This window comes from Streptomyces olivochromogenes, from assembly GCF_021538895.1.
Classification (GTDB): Bacteria; Actinomycetota; Actinomycetes; order Streptomycetales; family Streptomycetaceae; genus Streptomyces; species Streptomyces olivochromogenes_A.
This window is the reverse complement of record NZ_JADDRL010000076.1, coordinates 1-19538: the sequence shown is the minus strand read 5'-3', so window position 1 is coordinate 19538 and position 19538 is coordinate 1. Positions and strand designations below refer to the sequence as shown.

The 19538-nt window shown below is 67.8% G+C and carries 19 protein-coding genes and 1 pseudogene; 9 read left to right on the top strand and 11 right to left on the bottom strand.

What is annotated here, in order from left to right; all coding sequences use genetic code 11:
* Positions 1 to 7: 7 nt before the first annotated feature.
* Complete coding sequence (locus IPZ69_RS31315) at positions 8 to 958, bottom strand: SagB/ThcOx family dehydrogenase (RefSeq protein ID WP_235458027.1); 951 nt, start codon at positions 956 to 958, stop codon at positions 8 to 10.
* 106 nt (positions 959 to 1064) lie between these two features.
* Positions 1065 to 1190: a hypothetical protein gene (locus IPZ69_RS47095; RefSeq protein WP_268835261.1), complete on the bottom strand. Its 126-nt coding sequence runs from the start codon at positions 1188 to 1190 to the stop codon at positions 1065 to 1067.
* 804 nt (positions 1191 to 1994) lie between these two features.
* On the opposite strand from IPZ69_RS47095, the gene IPZ69_RS31310 reads away from it, so the two are divergent.
* Together IPZ69_RS31310 and IPZ69_RS31305 are read left to right on the top strand one after the other, a co-directional pair.
* Positions 1995 to 2297 (top strand): ATP-binding protein, encoded by a 303-nt coding sequence (locus tag IPZ69_RS31310; protein WP_235458026.1) that lies wholly within the window; start codon positions 1995 to 1997, stop codon positions 2295 to 2297.
* 260 nt (positions 2298 to 2557) lie between these two features.
* Positions 2558 to 2827 carry a helix-turn-helix domain-containing protein gene (locus IPZ69_RS31305; RefSeq protein ID WP_235458025.1) on the top strand — a complete coding sequence of 90 codons (270 nt, stop codon included), beginning with the start codon at positions 2558 to 2560 and terminating at the stop codon, positions 2825 to 2827.
* Between the two features lie 9 nt (positions 2828 to 2836).
* Here the strand turns inward: IPZ69_RS31305 and IPZ69_RS31300 are convergent, their stop codons facing one another.
* Positions 2837 to 3277: a hypothetical protein gene (locus IPZ69_RS31300; RefSeq protein WP_235458024.1), complete on the bottom strand. Its 441-nt coding sequence runs from the start codon at positions 3275 to 3277 to the stop codon at positions 2837 to 2839.
* Positions 3274 to 4104 carry an IS5 family transposase gene (locus IPZ69_RS31295; protein WP_235458023.1) on the bottom strand — a complete coding sequence of 277 codons (831 nt, stop codon included), beginning with the start codon at positions 4102 to 4104 and terminating at the stop codon, positions 3274 to 3276. Before IPZ69_RS31295 ends, IPZ69_RS31300 begins: the two co-directional genes overlap by 4 nt.
* A 240-nt stretch (positions 4105 to 4344) precedes the next feature.
* Here IPZ69_RS31295 and IPZ69_RS31290 point away from each other — a divergent pair, with 240 nt between their 5' ends.
* Positions 4345 to 5061, top strand: a complete 717-nt coding sequence (locus tag IPZ69_RS31290) for a FadR/GntR family transcriptional regulator (protein WP_235458050.1) — start codon at positions 4345 to 4347, stop codon at positions 5059 to 5061.
* 139 nt (positions 5062 to 5200) lie between these two features.
* Here the strand turns inward: IPZ69_RS31290 and IPZ69_RS31285 are convergent.
* Together IPZ69_RS31285 and IPZ69_RS31280 are read right to left on the bottom strand one after the other, a co-directional pair.
* Positions 5201 to 5491 (bottom strand): annotated as a pseudogene (locus IPZ69_RS31285) (NPCBM/NEW2 domain-containing protein); the annotation flags it as partial.
* Positions 5492 to 6621: 1130 nt separating this feature from the next.
* Positions 6622 to 8139, bottom strand: a complete 1518-nt coding sequence (locus tag IPZ69_RS31280; RefSeq protein ID WP_235458022.1) for a serine/threonine-protein kinase — start codon at positions 8137 to 8139, stop codon at positions 6622 to 6624.
* Positions 8140 to 8911: 772 nt separating this feature from the next.
* Between IPZ69_RS31280 and IPZ69_RS31275 the strand changes: the two genes are divergently transcribed.
* Positions 8912 to 9520: a hypothetical protein gene (locus tag IPZ69_RS31275; RefSeq protein ID WP_235458021.1), complete on the top strand. Its 609-nt coding sequence runs from the start codon at positions 8912 to 8914 to the stop codon at positions 9518 to 9520.
* A gap of 140 nt (positions 9521 to 9660) precedes the next feature.
* Here the strand turns inward: IPZ69_RS31275 and IPZ69_RS31270 are convergent, their stop codons facing one another.
* The 5 genes from IPZ69_RS31270 to IPZ69_RS31250 form a co-directional block, all read right to left on the bottom strand.
* Positions 9661 to 10215 (bottom strand): LysR family transcriptional regulator, encoded by a 555-nt coding sequence (locus tag IPZ69_RS31270; protein WP_235458020.1) that lies wholly within the window; start codon positions 10213 to 10215, stop codon positions 9661 to 9663.
* 480 nt (positions 10216 to 10695) lie between these two features.
* Positions 10696 to 11202 carry a nuclear transport factor 2 family protein gene (locus IPZ69_RS31265; RefSeq protein ID WP_235458019.1) on the bottom strand — a complete coding sequence of 169 codons (507 nt, stop codon included), beginning with the start codon at positions 11200 to 11202 and terminating at the stop codon, positions 10696 to 10698.
* 47 nt (positions 11203 to 11249) lie between these two features.
* On the bottom strand, positions 11250 to 11723 hold the full coding sequence (locus IPZ69_RS31260) for an ester cyclase (RefSeq protein ID WP_235458018.1): 474 nt from the start codon (positions 11721 to 11723) through the stop codon (positions 11250 to 11252).
* Between the two features lie 475 nt (positions 11724 to 12198).
* Positions 12199 to 12402 carry a cold-shock protein gene (locus IPZ69_RS31255; protein ID WP_037751662.1) on the bottom strand — a complete coding sequence of 68 codons (204 nt, stop codon included), beginning with the start codon at positions 12400 to 12402 and terminating at the stop codon, positions 12199 to 12201.
* A 330-nt stretch (positions 12403 to 12732) separates the two neighbouring features.
* Positions 12733 to 13665, bottom strand: coding sequence for an AraC family transcriptional regulator (locus IPZ69_RS31250; RefSeq protein WP_235458017.1), 933 nt, complete (start codon positions 13663 to 13665; stop codon positions 12733 to 12735).
* Between the two features lie 102 nt (positions 13666 to 13767).
* On the opposite strand from IPZ69_RS31250, the gene IPZ69_RS31245 reads away from it, so the two are divergent.
* The 5 genes from IPZ69_RS31245 to IPZ69_RS31225 all read left to right on the top strand — a co-directional run bounded on the left by IPZ69_RS31245 (position 13768) and on the right by IPZ69_RS31225 (position 19507).
* The gene (locus IPZ69_RS31245; RefSeq protein ID WP_235458016.1) at positions 13768 to 14760 is read left to right on the top strand and encodes a zinc-dependent alcohol dehydrogenase family protein; all 993 of its coding nucleotides are present in this window, start codon (positions 13768 to 13770) and stop codon (positions 14758 to 14760) included.
* 125 nt (positions 14761 to 14885) lie between these two features.
* Positions 14886 to 15413: a DinB family protein gene (locus IPZ69_RS31240; protein WP_235458015.1), complete on the top strand. Its 528-nt coding sequence runs from the start codon at positions 14886 to 14888 to the stop codon at positions 15411 to 15413.
* A 167-nt stretch (positions 15414 to 15580) separates the two neighbouring features.
* A complete protein-coding gene (locus IPZ69_RS31235) occupies positions 15581 to 16153 on the top strand; it encodes a PadR family transcriptional regulator (RefSeq protein WP_235458014.1) in 573 nt (190 codons plus the stop codon).
* Positions 16154 to 16255: 102 nt separating this feature from the next.
* Entirely contained in the window at positions 16256 to 17980 is a 1725-nt protein-coding gene (locus IPZ69_RS31230; RefSeq protein WP_235458013.1) for an acyl-CoA dehydrogenase family protein, read from the top strand.
* Between the two features lie 279 nt (positions 17981 to 18259).
* Positions 18260 to 19507: a cytochrome P450 family protein gene (locus IPZ69_RS31225; RefSeq protein WP_235458012.1), complete on the top strand. Its 1248-nt coding sequence runs from the start codon at positions 18260 to 18262 to the stop codon at positions 19505 to 19507.
* Positions 19508 to 19538 lie beyond the last annotated feature (31 nt).

The window sequence follows — 19538 nt, the reverse complement described above, 5'->3', positions numbered from 1 at the left end:
CTGGTTCTCAGGCCTCTCCGTGTCCGACGAGCGTGAAGTGGACGACATGGCGTGACGTGCCGTCGAAGCCCAGGGTCTTCTCGAGCTTCTGCTTGTCGTAGCCGCCTTGGTCGCAGGCGATCATCCCGAGCGCGGTGCGGGCCAGGTGGATGTTCTGGGACATCCCGCCGACTTCGAGCAGCGCGAAGACAAGCCCGCTGTCGCCGTACTTCTGCGAATTGACGTACAGGTCATAGACGTACACGAGCGTGAAGGCGACCTTGTCGACCTCCAGGTCCGCTGTCCACAGATGCCGGGCCAGGTCCACGGGCGTCGGAGTCCGTTGCAGTGGATACAGGGTGTGGCTGTGCGGCTGGTATTCGTACGCACCCGGGGCCAGGCCCTTGACGTGCTGTGCAAGAACGACCAGCCGGACCGGGTACAGGCCGCCCCCGGACGCCACAGTGCGCAGGGACACGGCGGCGCCGGCGTCCTGGGCGGTCGGTACCGGGAGGCTGCCCGTGACGCCCTGCCCGTGCCACACCACGGTCGCCAACTCGTCGAGTGAGCAAGCCCGCCCCGAGAACTGCCGCCCACTGCGCCGCTCGGTCACGATCGAGGTGAGTCCGCCCTTCAGCCGACGGTGCTGGGGCAGGGCGATGGCGCGGTCCTGCCGCTCCCGAAGTTCACTGTGCGCGCTGGAGGTCACCGCGTCGTGGCCGTAGTAGCGCGAGACCCCGAGCTGCATGCCCAGATCCCGGCCGCTGCGGCGATGGTTGAGCAGCAGTTCCTCGCCGACGAACCCGTCCACGGCCGGACTCCACCGGCCCCGCACCACGGCCTCGGGCGCACGCACCACCGTGGTCGCGCTGTAGACGGAGATCGACGTGTGCTGCTGCCCGAAAGCGGCTGCCGTGGCCAAAGGGCCTTGCTGGGCGAGGTATTCGGAGACGGCTTCTTGGGAGTCTTTGAGTGACATCCTCCGGTCCTTCACTCAAGGAGTGGCTTACGACATCGGTCTTCGGCAGCGCGTGTCGCCGCAGCCCGGTCGGGCGGGTTCGGTGCATCCCGCCCGACCGGAGTCACTACCAGCTGCAGCAGGACGTGCAGGAGCAGTTGCCGCCACCACAGGTGGTGCTGGCACCCGGAGCAACCTGGACGAACGCGCCACCGGTGGCGGTGCTGCCGACCTGGCCGGAGAAACGCAGCATGAACTTCATCTCCAATCGGATGAGGAAGGGGGTGATGCCCGTTTGAGGGGCGGTTGGTAACTGGCCGTGACCATTTCTACTGTGCAGTAACGCTCCGGGAAAGGCCCGAGCAGGGTTTGACGTATAGCCCTTTGCGACAGCTCGGTGCTATCGCGGTCGACTCTCGGACATGCGCATTCAGGTCGTTCTTGCCTGACCTGGCGGGTGCCGCTGGCCGAATCGAGCGAAGGGGCGACCGGTAGGCATGCCTGCCGACCCAGGCCGAACCTACGAGGTTGACGCGTATGTTCTCGCACTCATCGCGTGTGACATCCGCAGCTGTTTCCAAGCCGCTGCTGTCGGCGCCACTGTCGGCCGAGAGGCGTATCGATATTGGCTGGTTATCGGCAGCTGGCATCTCCCTTCCCGGGAACGCAGGGCTCCATGATCCATGTAGTGCTCGGGACGGAAGGACACCGGCTCACGTGCTCGATCGCAGGTGGGGTCGGCCGCCTACCTGCCGGGGTCGATACGGGAGTCGTCAGTTCCCTGGGCGCGGCTGCGGGACAGCGCTGTCCCATTCCCCCCGGTGCGGCGCAGCGCTGTCCCCTGCTTTGCCGACCTGTCGGCCGGACAGACCGCAGCGGTTCGTTGGGATTCAGGCCCAAGAGCACATGGGGCATGGTTTTCCACGGCTAAAGAGTCACGAACCAAGGTGGTGCGATGTTGCGACATCCATGCTGTTGTTCCACGGCCGGCTCACCACCTCATACCGTCCCCGGACGACGGAAAGAATCATGCCAAGTCTGGGCACTGCCACATCGGGTGGAGACCGCCCGGCGCGCCCGCCGTATCACTCGAATCGTCCTGCACGAATGGGGGTTGGCGGGGGAGGACATCGACGGCGCGGTGCTGATCGTTTCCGAAATGGTCACCAACTCGGTGGCGCACGCACTCCCTCCACTGCGCCTGGGTCTGCATCACGTGGTCACTGTCGGCGTGATTCGGGTGGAAGTGACCGACGGCGGCCCGGCCCGCCACAGCACTCGGAGGGAGAACTTCGAGCCGGATGAACACGGCCGCGGAGGCCTGATCGTGGCGCGCTTGCGACAGCTCACGGCAGGTTGATGAACCTTGAGGGGATCACGCGATGGGCGGATCTGCGCTACGCGACCTGAGAGGGTGGTATGCGAGTTTTTGCCTTGTATCTGACTCTGTTATGGGATTGGCGTGCAGATCAGGGCTGTTAACGAGTGCCGGTTGCATGCCGAGGACGAACAAATCCGACTGGGATTCGGCCTGGTGGGCGTGTTGCCGCGGCCCGGTGCCCTGGCATGGGACCGAGCAAGAGGGCCATCCCGGCCCGGGCTCGGCGACATACTGCGGTCATGAGTGGAGAGGATTCGACACGGCTGGCGAGAGCCCTCATCGAGTTCCGTGAGGCCGAAGGCATCTCGGAGCGTGAACTCGCGCGCCGCACCTGGCTGAGTGAGGCGACCATCAGGACCTTCGAACGCGGCCGTGGGGACCTGCCCACCCCGACCGTTGCCCGAAGCTTCGAGGAACTCCTCGGCTGGGCTCCGGGCAGCATCAAGACCGCACCGTCCGAGGCGATGGGGCGTGAGGCATCGGCCGACTCGGCCAAGGACCTCGAGTAGGCGTGCTGGTCAGGGCTGAATTCCCGATTGCGGTCCTGGCCTGGTGAACAGTCCTGGCTCGGTTTCGGCCAGGATTCCGCGGTCGGCCAGCCGCTTGAGCTTGAGGCGGACGTTGTTGATGTTGTTGGGCGCGATCTCCAGGTCCATCGCCTCGCACACCTGCCGCGCACGCAGCGGATGGTCGGCCGCGGTGAACACCGCCATGATCTGCTGGTAGGCCGGGTGATCCGGCAGTTTCAGTACCGGCGGCGCGGACGGTTGCGGGTCCGGCAGCGCCAACAGCGTCTTGCGGGTGATCCGGACTTCTTCGGCGGCCCGGCCGAGTTCGTCGAGCTGGGCGGTCAGCTGCGTGATCTGTTCCCGCGTCGTCTCGGCCTGCGCGGTGATCTCGCGTTCCCGCTCCTCCAGCCGTGCCAGCACCGCGCCGAGCGTCAGCTCCCCGCCGGTCATGCGGTGCGCCAGGCGGGCACGGTCGCCGCGGTCAGCCGGCGCAGTATCACCGCGGTCATCGCCCAGTACACCCGCGACTCCGAACTGCGGGGCAGGTGCTCGTAGTCGCGCACCAGCCGGCGGTGCAACATCAAGATCCCATAGGCGCGTTCCACGACCCACCGCTTGGCCTGGGGAACGAACCCGGTCTGCGCGGGATTGCGCTCGACGATCTCCACCTCGATGCCCGCCTTCTCCCCGTGCGCGACGACGGCGTTCTTGAAGCCCTGGTCGACCAGGGCCTTCTGCACGGTGTCGGTGTCGGCGGCGACCTTGTCCAGCAGCGCGATCCCGACGGCGTTCTCGTGCGCCGACGCGGCCGCCACAACCACCGCGATCACCAGCCCCGGAATGTCAACGGCCAGGCCGCGCTTGCGGCCCGGTACTTTTTTTGCCGCATCACGCCCCGTCGACTCAGCGGGCACCCCAGCTGCCGCGTGCACGCTCTGGGTGTCGAGCACCACCAGGCTCGGGTCCGCCTTCCGGCGCGCCATTTCCCGCACCTGCCAGCGCAGCAGGTCGTGAATGGTCTGGTCGATGCCGTCGTCACGCCAGGTGTAGAAGTAGTACTTCACCGCGCCGGCCGGCGGAAAATCGTGCGGGAGCAGTTCCCACTGACAGCCGGTGCGGCCCTGGTAGAGCAGCGCGTTGACGATCTCCCGCATCGCGTACCGGCCCTGATGGCCGCTGACCGAGGGATGCGCGGCTTTCCACGCGGCGATCACAGGCTCGACCAGCGCCCACTGCTCGTCACTCACGTCGGTCTTGTAGGGCTTGCGCTCGCTCACAGCGACCAGCCCAACATGCCCATGGCCGCCGACCGGCCGGGATGCCGCACCGTCACACGTTCAGGTGACGACAAAACCCGTATGAAGTCTCATACCGCCCTCTGAGAGCCCACTGGTCCAACGGTCCCCAACCGGAGGGTTCGGCCCGCCTTGAGCGTGTAGTGGCGTAAGCGATCAGCATTGTCGTCGTTCAGGGGTCCTGCGTCGGCCTCGGGAGGCAAGGAAGAAGTGGCGGACAGCTTGCAGTCCTACGCGCGCCGTGGAGTGCACGGCCGGACCGTGGAGACTCTCGGTCACCGCGTGCTCAGCGGTCAGATCCCCGAGGGAGCCACCCTCAATATCGGGGCCCTCAGAGGTGAACTGGGCGTCAGCCTGACCGCTCTGCGTGAGGCCCTGAAGGTGCTCGTGGCCAAAGGAATGGTCGACGCCCGCCAACGGCGTGGCACGTTCGTGCGTCCCCGGACCGACTGGAATCTCCTGGACGCCGACGTGTTGCGCTGGCAGTTCGGGGACGGATGCGGCACCGCCGCCGACGGTGCACTGCTTCACAGCCTCGGCGAGGTGCGCAGCATCGTCGAGCCCGCCGCCGCCCGGCTGGCCGCCATCCGCCGAACGGACACGGACTTGGAAGCCTTACAGACGGCGCTGACCGCGATGCAGGAGCAAGCCGGCTCTGAGCACACCCTGATGGCTGGCCAGGCCTTTCACCGGGCGGTGCTCGCCGCCACCCACAACGAACTACTCATACGCATGCACCCAGTCGTCGCCGCGGACGTGGCCCATCGCGCCCACCTGGCCCACGATGCCCACCCGCTCGACGTGAACCTCATGTCCCGCTTCCGGGCCGTTCTTGAGGCCGTACGAGAGCAGGACCCGGACGCGGCAGAACACGCCATGCGTCGCCTCCTAGGCGAAAGAGCGCACGAGTCCGGCACGGCTGATGCCCCCTACGCTTAGGACGTGAGGCAACGCAGCGCTAGTCGGCCGTGTGGCGGCGTAGCCGAATCGGTGACTGAGCTCCCCCCTCGATTCAGGAGCGAGGGGGGAGTGCGTGTCAGGCGGTATGCGTGGTTGGTCAGTTGCCTGTCGTAGCGGGGGAGACCCGGTAAACGACGGTTCCGTGAGCGGGCACGGTGGCAGTGATGTTTCCCGTCGTACGGGTGTCGGTGTGCTGCCACAGATCGCGGACGGTGTACGTGCTTGCGGTGGGCAGTTGAACCGCTCTGGCGGTCGTGCTGATGGTCTGGGGCTGGCCGGTCTCGTTGAACAAGGCCACCGCACGGCTGCCGTCGGCGAGTTGTTTGACGATGACCCAGCGGCCCCCACTGGACGACAGCACAGTGGCCTGCCGCCCCAACCGGTCCTGGTCGACCGCGATCAGCTCTTGGGGTGGGGCACCGCCGAACGGTCGGTTCGCTGTCCTCGCCGAACGGCGGCATGGAGCGCTATGAGCCGAAGACCAACATTCGTTTGGACGCGAACGAGGGCGCACCCGAGGCGTCGTAGGTCCAATGACGGGCTTCGGCCGCAGGACGGGGTGTCCGGCGTTGGATGCCTAGAGCTGGGCCGGTGCCGTGGAGGCCAGTTGGACGATGATGAGTCCGTGACCTGGGAACCGCCGCCGTCGGGACCCGACGCAGGGAAACGCCCATCGATGGCTCCTTGGATGTGGGGGAGGTGCCATCGGTCGAGTGTCGGGGCCCATGTGGCAGGTGTGATGATGGCAAAGGGTGATAGGAGAGAGTTAGCGTGCTCAGCGCGGACGGCGTCGTCGGCGGTCCGGGCGAAACCGGTGCGACTGCGGCAGGGCCCGTCGAGATCCGCAAGTACACCCAGGTCGGGGGCATACCTCCGTCAAGGAGTGCGTCAATGCATGACGACTTCTCAACCCGATTTAGAACGTGGCATGTTGATGAGGGTTGTCATGCCGTATCCGGCTCGATGCCGGATCTGACGGCCTCGGATAGCCGTGCGTTATCGGTGGCTGGTATCTCCCTGCGCAGGTCAAGGGGATCCATGATCCATGTAGCGCCCGGGACGGAGGTTTCCCGGCTGAGGAGCCGGAATCTCGGCGGAACCGGTCTTCCGCCGGGTCCGGCGTGGGAAACCTTCGCTTCCCGGGTGCGACTGCTGGACAGCGCTGTGTCCCTCTCCGCCGGTACAGCGCTGTCCCCTGCATCATGCTGATGCATGGTGTTGATGGGCGGGCCGGTGCTTGCGTCGCGGGTCGGCGTATGCGGGTTCGGTCAGGGCGGCACTGTCGTGCTCGGGTGGCGTGCCGCAGTCATGCCGCTGTGTGCGCCCCGCCTACCTGGGCCTGCACATCGGTGAATCGCAAGCGATCCGGCAGGATGGCACTGGCGGGCCAACCGCGGGGCAGCGGTGGTTCATCATCCCCGGCACCGCCGACCCCACGGGCCTGATCATCGGGGCGCGGCGTGCCGGAAGCCGGTGCGGGAATCGTGCTTCTCCCGGATGCGGTTGTGGGACCGCTCTGCCCTTCCGGCTAGTTGGCCGTCAGGCGTCGTTGCTCAGGTGAGCTCCGCCCGTGGCCGTGTCGAAGACACGCCGGTAGGTCTGCCATTGCGCGTTCGGTGCGGAGAGGTAGATCACGTACTGGGTGTCGTCCGCGGCGGCGAAGGCCAACTCGGCTGCCCGGTACTTGCGTGCTCGGCCGTCGAAGGTGAACTCCCAATACCCGGCCGGTCGTCCGCGGAAGGTTGTTGCGGCCATCCTCACTCGCTCATAGCCGGGGTTGTCACGTCGAGTCTGGTCCTCTTCCGTTTCACGCCAGTGCCGCAGCGGATCGGAGCCCGCGAACCGGACGACGTTGATCCTCAGCCCCACCAGGCCGGACGGATCAATGTAGGCGACCTCACCACCGGGCAGCGTCTTGCTGGTCCAGCCGTCCGGCACGGGCACCAGGATGCCGCTGTCCGCCTTCTTGAGGTGGTATCCGGCCGGCACGGGCGGCAGGGTGGGGCTGGCAGTCGGGGAGGAGACGGAGGGGGTTCGGGCGGCATGGCCACTCGGTGTGCCGGCAGGGTCCTTGAGCCACCACAGTGCCCCGCCTGCCGCGGTGGTGACGAGTGCCGCCGCCACGGCCGATCGCAATACTGTGCGACGGCGGTTGCCGGCGGGCTTTGCTTCGGCAGGCATGAGGTCACCGATACGGGCGGGCCGCGTGGGGGAATCGACGGGAGCGGTTCGGGTACCGGTGATCACATCCTTCAGGCGGCGTTCGACCTCCCGTACGTCCAAGCGTTGGTCCGGGTCTTTGACGAGCAGGCCCTCGATCACCGGGGCCAGGTCCCCGGCACGGCGTAGCGGCTCGTACGGTTCGGTGGCGATGGCGTAGGCGATCTCGATCGGGGTATCACGCAGGAACGGGTGCCGTCCCTCGACCGCCTGGTAGAGCATCGCTCCGACGGCCCACAGGTCACTGGCGGGGCCAGGCCCGACATTTCCGCTTTTGAGGCGTTCGGGCGCAAGGTAACGGATGCTACCGATCAACTCACCGGACTTGGTCAGTGAGGACGTTCCCGACTCAACGGCGATCCCGAAGTCGGTGAGGACGATCCGCCCGTCGTCGCCGAGCAGAACGTTGGCGGGTTTGACGTCCCGGTGCAGCACCCCGGCGTCGTGGGCGGCGCGCAGGGCAGCTGCCACGGCATGGCCGATCCGGGCGGCTTCCTCGGGTGGCAGCGCACCCCGACGCTTGAGAACGTCACCCAGCGTGAGTGAAGGTATGTACTCCATGACGATGCACGGCAGGCCCTCGTCATCGACGACGTCGTGCACCACGATCACGTTCGGGTGGGCGATTCGGGCGGCACTGCGGGCCTCGCGCCGGGTGCGTTCGTGGAGCGTCTGGACCTGGTCGTCGTGCAAGTGCGGCGGGACGCGCAGCTTCTTCACGGCGACATGACGGCCGAGTAGCTGATCCTCGGCACGCCACACGGTGCCCATGCCACCGCTACCCACCCGCTCCACGAGCAGGTACCGGCCGACGACGAGCCGCCCAAGATCGGACACCGGGTCTCCTTCTACGCTTCCCATTCGTGAATGGGACAGGTCGGCGAAGAACGATAACCCATTCGACTCAATCGCGCAGGGCCCGAAACGGGATGAGTGGATTCCAGTCGCTCGCTGCCTTGGCTCGGCCGGGGGGGAGAGCTTGGGTGGGTGGTGTCGGAGGGTGGGGCCCCGATGAAAGCAGGGCCTTCCGTGTTGCGGGTGCCGTCTGCCGGCTGCCTTCACCGGTGACTCACGGGAGCACACCACAGGCTCGCGGCGGCCCGTGTAGGTGACTCTCTCCCGGGTGCCATGGTTACTCCTGGCTTGCCGCGGATGTCTTCTCCGGCCAGGCCCATGGAGTAACCGGCTGTGTGTCCTGAGGGCGGCGCCCTTGCTGCAGACGGCGTCGATGAGACGCTCGCCAATGCGTCCACACGGGTATGGTTGTCTGATGGCGCGTCAGGGGTTGTTTGACCGGACCACCATTCCAACGAGTGGAGTGAGAACTGGCAGGACTCCTGCTCGGGCCCCCTCAGGCGCTCAGTGCCAGCATTCCGGCACGCCTGGTGTACCGAGAGCGCAGGCCCCGGCCGTGCCGACCACCGCTCAGGAGTACGGCCAGTTACTTGCCTCGGCGGCCGCTCTGCTGGAAGGCCGATGTCGGGCCCGGCGTTGCAACGGATCCATCACAGGTGGTGTTGGAGATTGGGTGCGTGCTTGAGATATTCGTAATTGTTGTGAGTACTATCCAGTAACGCAATGGCAGGTGATTCCGGCAGGGAGGGCCAACGTGGCTGACATTCAGGACGACATCGCCAATCTCAAGCCGCTGTATGCGGCGCGGTTGGCGGAGGACTTGGAGCGCAACGCTCAGGAGCAGGAGCGGTTGGTCAGTGAGGTGGCTGCTCTGCAGGAGCGGTTGGAGACCTTGCGGGGTAACCAGGTTCTGTTGGCCAATATGCAGCAGGCGCTTGGAGATGTGGAGGGGTCTGGCGGGACGTTGCCGCAGGCCGGCCCCGGTGTCCCTGTGCCGTCGCAGGGTGGTGTGGGGTCAGGGGCTGCCAGGCCGGAGGCGGATCGGGGCGAGCAGTCAACGTCCGAGCGGGCGGTGTCCTCGGCGGGGTCTGCTGTTGCCGCTCCGGGTGGGCGGAGCACTCCGACTCTGCGTGATCTCGTGGTGGGGTACCTCAGTGAGCAAGGGCGGCCGTGTTCGGCTCTTGTCGTCACTGATGCTTTGAGTGAGGCGTACCGGGATCGGGGCATCAAGATCACTGTTGTGCGCAGCACGCTTGAGGCGATGGTGGCGAAGGGGCAGGTCCGGCGCAGTAAGCAGGGCAAGTCTGTGTTCTATACCGCGGTTGCCGCTTCGGTGGCGGACAAGGAGCCTGTCTCCACCTGATCATGCTTGCCGTGCGGTGGGGGTCAGACCATAGCAGGGAAGGCCCTGGCGCATCGATGTCGACGCACTGCGCCTGACGCTTTGCCTTACGACCCTGCAGCGCACCGTGGGATCTGACCGTCGGTGCGCGGCGCCAGCTGTCATGCGTGGCGCGTGGGCACGCAGTTCCGTCTCCGGTGCGGCTGCCACTCAGTTGATTCGTAGCAAACACCTTGCCTGCTCTGAGAGTTGCCCATTGCTGGCGTCATGGCGGCCGGTGCCGGCTGTGACGGCGGTGACGATGGTGCGGAGGTCGGCGATGGTGAGGGTGGGTGCCGCGTTCCGGTAGCGGGGTCAGTTTGGGCAGGACGTGGACGGAGAGCAGGTCGCTCGGTGCCCCCAGCGTGGGTGGCGAGCCGGGCGGCGAGGAGGATTCCTGCCCCGGACGCCGGGGCGACCCCTCGGGTCCGGCGGTCGAAGAGCTGGCGTCCTGTGCTGCGTTCAAGTGTCTTGAGATGACGTGCGACGGTCGGCTGGGACAGGCCGAGCAGGCTCGCGGCCTTGCCGACACGTCCGTAGCGGTAGACAGGACGCCGCACCGAGAGGCGGGCTCGGAGATCGGTAGCCAACCCGTGTCGAAGCGGCACTTCGACGTGGTGGCACGGGCCTTGAGCGGACGCTGGCGAGATCCGGCGGGCCTTGGTACGCCAGTACATGTTCCCTTCGGAACGGCCACGGGCGACCAGGTGAACACATCGCCTGGTCGCCTGTGCACACGTTGATCTTGTCGGACAAGGGGAAGTAGCCCCCGCCCATTCGCCGTTCGGTATGTCGAGTTGGTGGTACTCAACTTTCCACACGCTTCCGTGAATTGCCAAGAGGGCAAGGGGAATGGAGAGTGTGATGCTCATCCTGCGAGTGTCGGCCGGTGCAAGGTGAGGTACTGGGTTGTGCCTGCACAATGCCTCTGTGGGGCGCAGCGGCTCGACGTATCCAACAGGTCCTTTACTGGCTGGAGTTGACACACGGACTGAGTAACTGCCATCTTCGGTCCGCAAATCGAGGGTGAAGTTCACTAGGCGGACGCGGGTCTTCATGACAAGCGCTGGGCGCCTAACCAGGGAACGGCCCGGGCCCGAACAGTTCAGGTCTCTTCCACGGGAGTCACCAGACCAGACAGACGTCGGTCTCGCCGCTCAGTGAGTGGGCGGGGTCCAGTCCGCGGGCAGGCCGGACTGGGCGAGGACGGCGTTGAGAGCGTAGTAGTCCTGGTCGGACCTGATCCGGTGGCGGTTGTCGAGTTCGAGGAGAGTGGCCATCGGCACGGCGAAGGGCTTGGGCGCTCCCTTGAGGTGCCCGGCGTAGACGGCCTTGATGGTGATGTGGTCGCTGTCGCGGTATGCGGCTCGGACGGTGACGTGGATGTTGTCGATAAGGGCGTCGGAGCGAGCCTTCCAGCCTGCGATTTCCTTGCGGCCGTGGAAGGTGACGCCCAGGCCCTGGTCGGTATAGGTGCCGTTGGTGGTGAACAGAGCGCCGAGCGCTTGGGGGTCGGTGCCGTTCCAGGCTGCGGCCCAGGCCGTAACGGCCTTCGGCAGGCGCTGTTCGGCGGGTTGTGCGGCGGAAGCTGTGGTGCCGAAAGCGGCGCAGACGGCTGTGGCGCCGATCAGCGCGGTCGTGGCACGGGCCGGGCTGAACTTCATGGTGATGTTCCTTTGGATGATGGTGCGGCGGGTGATGGATCGGTACGTCACTGCACCTGGAGTTGCCTGACCAGTTCCAGAGTGTCGGAGTTGATCCAGTATTCGACGAATCGGCCGCCCTCCACGCGGAGGGTGTCGGTGCCGGTGAAAGTGACCACGGTGCCGGGCTCGGCCTGGGCGCCGGGGAAACCGCCGGCGTAGGTGCCGGTGGCCGTCCAGCGCACGGATGCGTAGCCGCCGTCGATCAGCGGGGGGACTTCGACGGCGAAGCGCAGGTCCGGGAAGGCCGCACGTATCTGGCTGATCCAGGCCACCAGGCCGTCAACACCGGGCAGGTTGCTACCGTCTCCGCCGTCGAGGAGGGCGGCGTGGATACGGAAATCGGGCGCGATGATCACTGCGGCCTGAGCCAGGTCGCCGTTCCAGAGTCGGACCCATGCGTCCAGCATCGTCTGCGTGGCTTCGCGATTGCCCTGGGGAGCGCTTGACGTCTCCCGCGGCTGTGTTCCTTGGAGGTTCATGGGGCGAGTCTCGCGAGGGACGGTGTCCACTTTCCAGGTCCGGCAGAAGTGGTGGCTGTCCATTCCTGTCCGGAGCTGTCCGCCCGGTGTCGACGGGATCCTTGTCCCCACGTGCGCCAGAGCACCCGGGCGTGCAACTGCACCTAGGGCATCCGACGCTCTACCTACGTCACCGGCAAGGAGGGGGAAGCGGACGCCGCCTTGCGGCTGAAGGGCCGGATGAGGATGCCGGCTATGCCTACCTGATTAGTTTGCAGCTCGGCGGGGCACCGACGATCTCCGCGGCCTCTGGGTGGGGCTGCCGGGCCCAGGCGACAGGGCGGGCGGCGGGGGCGGCGGTAGGACGGATTTGGTGGAGGTGGAGTCTCACACCGTGGCTTGCTCCGGCGGGTTGAACTGGGCCGGTTGGTGTGCCGCGATGCACGGTGCCGTTGGCGTGGGCGCTTGGGCACCGTGCATCGTCTGCGGTATTCGATTAGGCGGGGGTGATGTTCTCCGCCTGGGGGCCCTTCTGGCCCTGGGTGATGTCGAAGGTGACGGCCTGGCCTTCCTGGAGCTCGCGGAAGCCGCTGGCGTTGATGTTGGAGTAGTGCGCGAAGACGTCGGGGCCGCCTCCGTCCTGCGCGATGAAGCCGAAGCCCTTTTCGGCGTTGAACCACTTGACGGTACCGCTGGCCATGTCTGTGCCTTCCAATCGATGGCGGGTCCGCACCGCGCGGACCCGGAGGTGGTCGTCCTGGTCCTCGGGCACTGCACAGCAAAACGCCCGCGCAACAGCGCGGGCAGGTACTGCGAACCACGACATCTGGGAGTGACGTTACACTGCGACTCTGCTCTGTCACCAGTGAGTAGGCATCATCGGACCAGGCAGTGTCGCGATTTGCGTTGAGCCGTGCGGCACGGACAGCGGATGGTCCCCGGGCTGTTGCTGGTGGACGAGAGCGGTTGGAAGAGGGAGACGCTGTCGATCGACCGCGGTCCGTGTGTCCCGACCGCTCCCACGTGCTCGTCAGGCGTTGCCCCTGCGGTACCGGCCCGGTGCCACCCCGTACTCCCGCTTGAAGGCCTTGGCGAAGGCGAACTCCGAGGTGTAGCCGGTGCGTTCGGCGACCTGGCGGAGCGAGAGGTCGTCGTGGCGCAGGAGCCGGCCGGCCGTGGTCATGCGCCACCACGTCAGGTACGTCAGCGGCGGCTCGCCCACCAGCGCGGCGAACCGGCGGGCGAAGGCCGCGCGGGACAGGCCGCCGGTGGCGCCGAGCTCCTCCACTGTCCACGGGTGCGTCGGGTCGCCGTGGATCGCGCGCAGCGCCGCCGAGACCGCCGGGTCGGCCAGTGCGGCCGCCCAGCCCCGCGGGCGCCCGGCCTCGCGCTCGCTCTGCCACCAGGCACGCAGGATGTAGAGCAGCAGGGTGTCGAGGAGCGAGGTGACGATCGCGTCCGTACCCGGCTGGTTCTCCTCCAGTTCCATGCCCAGCAGCTCCACTGCGGCGCGCAGAGAGCGGTGCGTGCCGACCCGTGCGGGCAGATGCACGACCTCGGGCAGTTCGGCCAGCAGACGGCGGGCGCGGGACCGGTCGAGCCGGTAGGTGCCGCACAGCGTGACGGTGTCGGGGCAGCACGAGGATGGTCCGGCGGTCGGTCCGCTCGGCGGTGACTCGTTCCAGGTGCCGTCCGGCAGGAGTCGTACCTCCCGCAGTGGTACGTCGAGACCGCTGGCCAGCGCGTGCCCGTGCCCGTGCGCCAGGAACACCACGTCGCCCGGTGCCAGGGCCACCGGCTCGCCCTCTGCCGGGATCAGCCAGGCCGAACCGCGTAGCACCACATGGAACCCGGCCTCGTCCGCCGCGGCGAACCGCAGACCCCAGGGCGCGTACTTGTCCCGGCGCGCGGAGTGCGGTCGGCCGGTGCGCATCGCGGCGACGACGTCGCTGAGCACGTCCATGCTCCCACCGTAGCTCTGGAGTCCGGGATGGAAGACGTACGGACATGAAATCGAGCTCGATGGACATGGATCGTCCTGGGCTTGCTGCGTAGCGTCGACGGCATGTCAACTTCCGCACGTGCAGTGCTCTTTCATGAACTCGGCGGCCCCGACGTCCTGACCGTCGAGGAGGTCGAACTGGCCGCGCCCGGACCCGGCGAGGTGCTCGTCAGGGTCGAGGCGCTGGGACTCAACCGCGCCGAGGCGCTCTTCCGCTCGGGCGGCTACTACTACCAGCCGACCCTGCCGGGCTCGCGCAACGGTTACGAGGCCGCGGGCGAGGTCGAGGCGGTGGGGGAGGGCGTCACGGCGTTCGCGCCGGGAGACCCCGTCATCGCCGCTGCCAACTTCGAACTCAGCGCCCACGGGGTGTACGGCGACCGGGTCGTCCTGCCCGTGAGCGCCCTCGTCCCGCGCCCGGCCGGGACCGACGCGGTCACCGCGGCCGCCGTCTGGCTCACCTACACGACGGCCTATGGCGCCCTGGTGGAACGGGCGGGACTGGTCCCCGGCCGCCGGGTGCTGATCACCGGCGCGTCCAGCGGTGTGGGCACGGCCGCGATCCAGGTCGCCCGCCGGGCCGGTGCCGTACCGATCGTCACCACCCGCACGGCGGAGAAACGGCGGCGGCTGCTCGACCTCGGCGCCGAGCATGTCATCGTCAGCGGAGAGGAGGACGTGATCGAGGAGGCGAAGCGGCTGACCGGCGGGGACGGTGTGCACATCGTCCTCGACGCGATCGGTGGCTCCGGCTTTGCCGAACTGGGCGGGGCGACCGTTCAGGACGGCACCCTGGTCAGCTACGGCTGGCTGGACGAGCAGCCCATCCTGCTCCCCAGGCAGTGGCCACTCACCGTGCACGGGTACGCGAACGTCGTACTCACCGGGAATCCGGAGGGCCGGCGCCGGGCCTCCCACTACCTCGCCTCCGGACTCGCCGACGGCACCCTCAGCCCTGTCGTGGCGGAGGTCTTCGACGGCCTGGACCGCATCCGGGACGCGCACCGCCTGATGGAGTCCGGCCGGCACACAGGAAAGATCGTCGTACGGGTCTGACGGCGCCCCCCGGTTGCCGACGGCGATGCTGGAGGCCGAGGAGCGCGCCGGGAACGGGCAGCGGCAACTCCTGGACGTCGGCGAAGACGGTCCTGCGCCGCGTCCGCTCCTGCCAGGGTGTGCTCATGAATACGACACCGGATGGGCGCCCTGTCCCGCCCGCGCATGCTGACGAGCGCGCCATGCTGGACGCATGGCTGGACTTTCACCGTGCGACTCTCGCTCTCAAATGCACGGGCCTCAAAGATGTTCAATTGCGGCTTGCCGCGGCGTCGCCGTCGTCGATGACACTGCTTGGTCTCGTGCAGCACATGGCCGAGGTCGAACGCAACTGGTTCCAGCGTGTCTTCGCGGGCCAGGACGTGTCGGCGGTCTTCGGGCAAGGTAATCCCGACGGTTTCGCCCTTGAGTCGGGCCGTGGACTCGACGAGGCGATGGCTGCCTGGCAAGCGGAGGTTGCTCGCGGACGTGAGCTGATTGCCGAAGCGTCGCTCGACGACTCCTGCAGCCTGTCCGAACAGGAAGCGGGTCACGTGGGGGATCAGGGAGTCTCCCTGCGCTGGATCATGGTGCACATGATCGAGGAATACGCACGTCACAACGGTCATGCCGATCTCATCCGCGAGCAGATCGACGGAGTCACCGGGGTATGAGAACTGCTTGCGCGGTCGGAGGACCTCCTCCACCGCGCAAGCGGCCGCCTCCCTCTCAGCTGGTGGCGGCCTTTCGTTCAGTCATGGAGGCGTCCGGAGGGTGAGCCGCGTCGCATCGGAGCGAGCCAGGCTTGCTATGCAACGAGTTGCATAGAAGGATCAGCGGCATGGCGCTCGAACATGCGATTTTGGTGTCGCTCTTGGAGAAGCCGGGTTCCGGCTACGAGCTGGCCCGGCGTTTCGAACGGTCCATCGGCTACTTCTGGACCGCGACCCACCAGCAGATCTATCGCGTGCTCAAGCGCATGGACAACGACGGTTGGGTCGAGGTCCGGGACATCCCGCAGCAGGGCCGGCCGGACAAGAAGGAGTACTCCGTCGCCGACCTCGGCCGGGCCGCGCTGTCGTCCTGGTTGCACGATCCGATCGAGCCGGAGAGCGTCCGCCACGACCTGGCCGTCAAGATCCGGGGCGCCGCCTTCGACGACCCGGCCGCCCTGATCCGCGAGGTGGAGCGACACCGGCAGGTGCATCGGGACCGGCTGGCGCACTATCTCGCGGGAGAGACAAGGGACTTCACGGTGCCCGAAGCGAGCACGGCCGGTCCGCGGGCACCGCTCGACGCCGAGCGGGAGCTCCAGCACGTCGTACTGCGCGGCGGCATCGCCTACGAGCGCATGATGATCGACTGGCTGGACGACGTGCTGGCCACGCTGTCCCGGTTCGGTCCAGGCCGCTGACCCCCGCCACACCCACCCGCCGGCCGATCCTCCCGATCCGGCCCGCCCAGTCGTCAGACGTCCCGAATCCCACCCGTCCACCAGCCGAAAGGTGACAGCCCCATGGCCGACCAGCCGCTGTTCAACCCGCGCACCTACGACCCCGCGCACTTCGACCCCGAGACGCGCCGCTTGCTGCGTGCCACCGTCGACTGGTTCGAGGAGCGCGGGAAGAAGCAGCTGATCGAGGACTACCGGACCCGCGCGTGGCTCGGCGACTTCCTCGCTTTCGCGGCGAAGGAGAACCTGTTCGCCACGTTCCTGACGCCGTCGTCCGCCGCGGGGGCGGGGGAACCGGACAAGCGGTGGGACACCGCCCGGATCGCCGCGCTCAACGAGATACTGGGCTTCTACGGCCTCGACTACTGGTACGCCTGGCAGGTCACGATCCTCGGCCTCGGCCCGGTCTGGCAGAGCGACAACGCCGCCGCCCGCGCCCGCGCCGCGGAACTCCTCGCCCAGGGTGAGGTGTTCGCGTTCGGCCTGTCCGAAAAGACGCACGGCGCCGACATCTACTCCACCGACATGCTGCTGGAACCCGACGGCAACGGCGGCTTCCGCGCCACGGGCTCCAAGTACTACATCGGCAACGGAAACGCCGCCGGACTCGTCTCCGTCTTCGGCCGCCGTACCGACGTCGAGGGCCCCGACGGCTACGTATTCTTCGCCGCGGACAGCCGTCACCCGGCCTATCACCTGGTCAAGAACGTCGTCGACTCCTCGAAGTTCGTCAGCGAGTTCCGCCTGGAGGACTATCCCGTAACGGCCGAGGATGTCCTGCACACCGGCCGCGCCGCCTTCGACGCCGCCCTCAACACCGTCAACATCGGCAAGTTCAACCTGTGCACCGCCTCGATCGGCATCTGCGAGCACGCGATGTACGAGGCCGTCACCCACGCCCACAACCGCATCCTCTACGGCCGTCCCGTCACCAGCTTCCCGCACGTGCGGCGCGAGTTGACCGACGCGTACGTCAGGCTCGTCGGCATGAAGTCGTTCAGCGAGCGCGCCGTCGACTACTTCCGCTCCGCCGGCCCTGACGACCGCCGCTACCTGCTCTTCAACCCGATGACGAAGATGAAGGTGACCACGGAGGGCGAGAAGGTCATCGACCTCATGTGGGACGTCATCGCCGCCAAGGGCTTCGAGAAGGACAACTACTTCGGTCAGGCCGCCGTGGAGATCCGCGGTCTGCCGAAGCTGGAGGGTACGGTCCACGTCAACCTGGCCCTGATCCTGAAGTTCATGCGCAGCCACCTCCTCGACCCGACCGAGTACCCCGCGGTGCCGACCCGTCTCGACGCGGCCGACGACGACTTCCTGTTCCGGCAGGGTCCGGCCCGCGGCCTCGGCTCGGTGCGCTTCCACGACTGGCGACCCGCCTTCGACTCGTACGCGCACCTGCCCAACGTGGCCCGCTTCCGCGAACAGGCCGATGCGCTCTGTGAGTTCGTGGCCACGGCCGCTCCCGACGCGGACCAGAGCCGTGATCTCGACCTCGTCCTCGCGGTCGGGCAGCTCTTCGCCCTCGTCGTGCACGGGCAGCTCGTCCTGGAGCAGGCCGCCCTGAACGGACTCGACGAGGACGTGCTCGACGAACTCTTCGCCGTCCTCGTACGGGACTTCACCGCACACGCCGTCGAGCTGCACGGCAAGGATTCCGCGACCGAGCAGCAGCAAGGCTGGGCGCTGAGTGCGATCCGGCGGCCGGTCGTCGACGAGGCGCGTACGGAGCGGGTCTGGGAGCGGGTCGAGGCGCTGTCCGGCGCGTACGAGATGGCTCCGTAGGCGCGTCCGCGCATCACCGGTGGTGAGCCTCGCCCGGGGCTCGCCACCGGTGGGTCAGGTTTCGGCTCTGCGTCGATTCCCACCGTTGATGTGGCCAACCTGTACGCGGCGTCGTGCCCGAAGGCCGTATCCAGCCCGCCCGGGTTCTCGACCGGACCATCGACCTGGACGCCGTGCCGCCGGGCTCTCGGCCGACGCATCGGCGAGGTGGACTTGTACAACCGGCCTTCGACACCGCACTGTTGGCCGGTAGTCGTCCACAGGATCAGGAGTCCCGGCTTGTCCTCCCAAACCCCCGCGCCCGCCCACGTCGTCGACCCCGCCGGCGGCTGTCCGCACGCCCTGAACGCCGACCTGCGGACCCGGGGCCCCGTCGCGGACATCGTCCTGCCCGGCGGGGTGCCCGCGGCGGTCGTCCTGGGGCACGACACGCTCAAGGAGTTCCTCTCCCACCCCGACGTGGCCAAGGACGCCCGCCACTGCCCGGCCCTGAACGACGGAACGATCCCAGCGGACTGGCCGCTGCGGGTCTTCGCCAATGCCCAGGGCATGCACACTGCCGACGGCGCCGACCACCGCCGGCTGCGCTCCCTCGTCGGCAACGCCTTCACCGCCCGCCAGGTGGAGCGGCTGCGGCCGCGCATCGAGGAACTCACCGTCGGCCTCCTCGACGACCTCGGCCGGTCCGCCGACGAGGACCCGGACGGCATCGCGGACCTGCGCACCCACTTCGCGCTCCCGCTCCCGCTGAGCGTCATCTGCGAGCTGCTCGGTGTGGACGACGAGCACCGCGGCCGACTGCACGACCTCACCTACACGGTGATCATCGCCACCGACACCACCCCGGCCGAGGTGATGGCCGCCGTACGCGAGCTCGTCGAGCTGCTCGGTACGATCGCGGCCGCCCGCCGGGCCGCCCCCGGCGACGACCTCACCAGCGCCCTGATAGCCGCCCGCGAGGACGGCGGCGACCGGCTCAGCGAGGCCGAACTCATCGGCACGATGCGCCTGATGCTGGTCGCCGGCCACGAGACCACCCTCAACCTGATCAGCAATGCCGTCCGGGCACTCTGCACCCACCGCGACCAGCTGACGCTGGTCCTGGAGGGCAAGGCCACCTGGTCGGACGTGGTGGACGAGACGCTGCGCTGGGACGGCCCGGTCAGCTGGTTCCCCTTCCGCTACCCCACCCGCGACCTGGCCCTCGGCGGCACCGTGATCCCGCAGGGCACCCCGGTCCTAGCCGGCTACACCGCCGCCGGGCGCGACGAGGCCTTCCACGGCCCGGACGCCGATCGCTTCGACGTCACCCGACCCGGTGCGGCCCGGCACCTCTCCTTCGGCCAGGGCGCGCACTACTGCGTGGGCGCCCCGCTCGCCCGCCTTGAGGCCACGATCGCGCTGGAACGGCTCTTCACCCGTTTCCCGGACCTCGACCTCGCCGTCCCCGAGGCCGAACTGCCCCGTCAGCGCAGCTTCATCGGCAACAGTGTCGAAGCGCTCCCGGTCCGCCCGGTGCGGCGCTGAGACGCATCGGCTGTTCAGGGGGTCTCTGCCC

What these genes read in the sequence shown, in the direction of transcription:
- IPZ69_RS31315 (WP_235458027.1), bottom strand. Translation starts at nt 958, where the DNA reads ATGTCACTCAAAGACTCCCAAGAAGCCGTCTCCGAATACCTCGCCCAG.
- IPZ69_RS47095 (WP_268835261.1), bottom strand. Translation starts at nt 1,190, where the DNA reads ATGCTGCGTTTCTCCGGCCAGGTCGGCAGCACCGCCACCGGTGGCGCG.
- IPZ69_RS31305 (WP_235458025.1), top strand. Translation starts at nt 2,558, where the DNA reads ATGAGTGGAGAGGATTCGACACGGCTGGCGAGAGCCCTCATCGAGTTC.
- IPZ69_RS31300 (WP_235458024.1), bottom strand. Translation starts at nt 3,277, where the DNA reads ATGACCGGCGGGGAGCTGACGCTCGGCGCGGTGCTGGCACGGCTGGAG.
- IPZ69_RS31270 (WP_235458020.1), bottom strand. Translation starts at nt 10,215, where the DNA reads ATGTACTGGCGTACCAAGGCCCGCCGGATCTCGCCAGCGTCCGCTCAA.
- IPZ69_RS31265 (WP_235458019.1), bottom strand. Translation starts at nt 11,202, where the DNA reads ATGAAGTTCAGCCCGGCCCGTGCCACGACCGCGCTGATCGGCGCCACA.
- IPZ69_RS31260 (WP_235458018.1), bottom strand. Translation starts at nt 11,723, where the DNA reads ATGAACCTCCAAGGAACACAGCCGCGGGAGACGTCAAGCGCTCCCCAG.
- IPZ69_RS31255 (WP_037751662.1), bottom strand. Translation starts at nt 12,402, where the DNA reads ATGGCCAGCGGTACCGTCAAGTGGTTCAACGCCGAAAAGGGCTTCGGC.
- IPZ69_RS31250 (WP_235458017.1), bottom strand. Translation starts at nt 13,665, where the DNA reads ATGGACGTGCTCAGCGACGTCGTCGCCGCGATGCGCACCGGCCGACCG.
- IPZ69_RS31245 (WP_235458016.1), top strand. Translation starts at nt 13,768, where the DNA reads ATGTCAACTTCCGCACGTGCAGTGCTCTTTCATGAACTCGGCGGCCCC.
- IPZ69_RS31240 (WP_235458015.1), top strand. Translation starts at nt 14,886, where the DNA reads ATGAATACGACACCGGATGGGCGCCCTGTCCCGCCCGCGCATGCTGAC.
- IPZ69_RS31235 (WP_235458014.1), top strand. Translation starts at nt 15,581, where the DNA reads ATGGCGCTCGAACATGCGATTTTGGTGTCGCTCTTGGAGAAGCCGGGT.
- IPZ69_RS31230 (WP_235458013.1), top strand. Translation starts at nt 16,256, where the DNA reads ATGGCCGACCAGCCGCTGTTCAACCCGCGCACCTACGACCCCGCGCAC.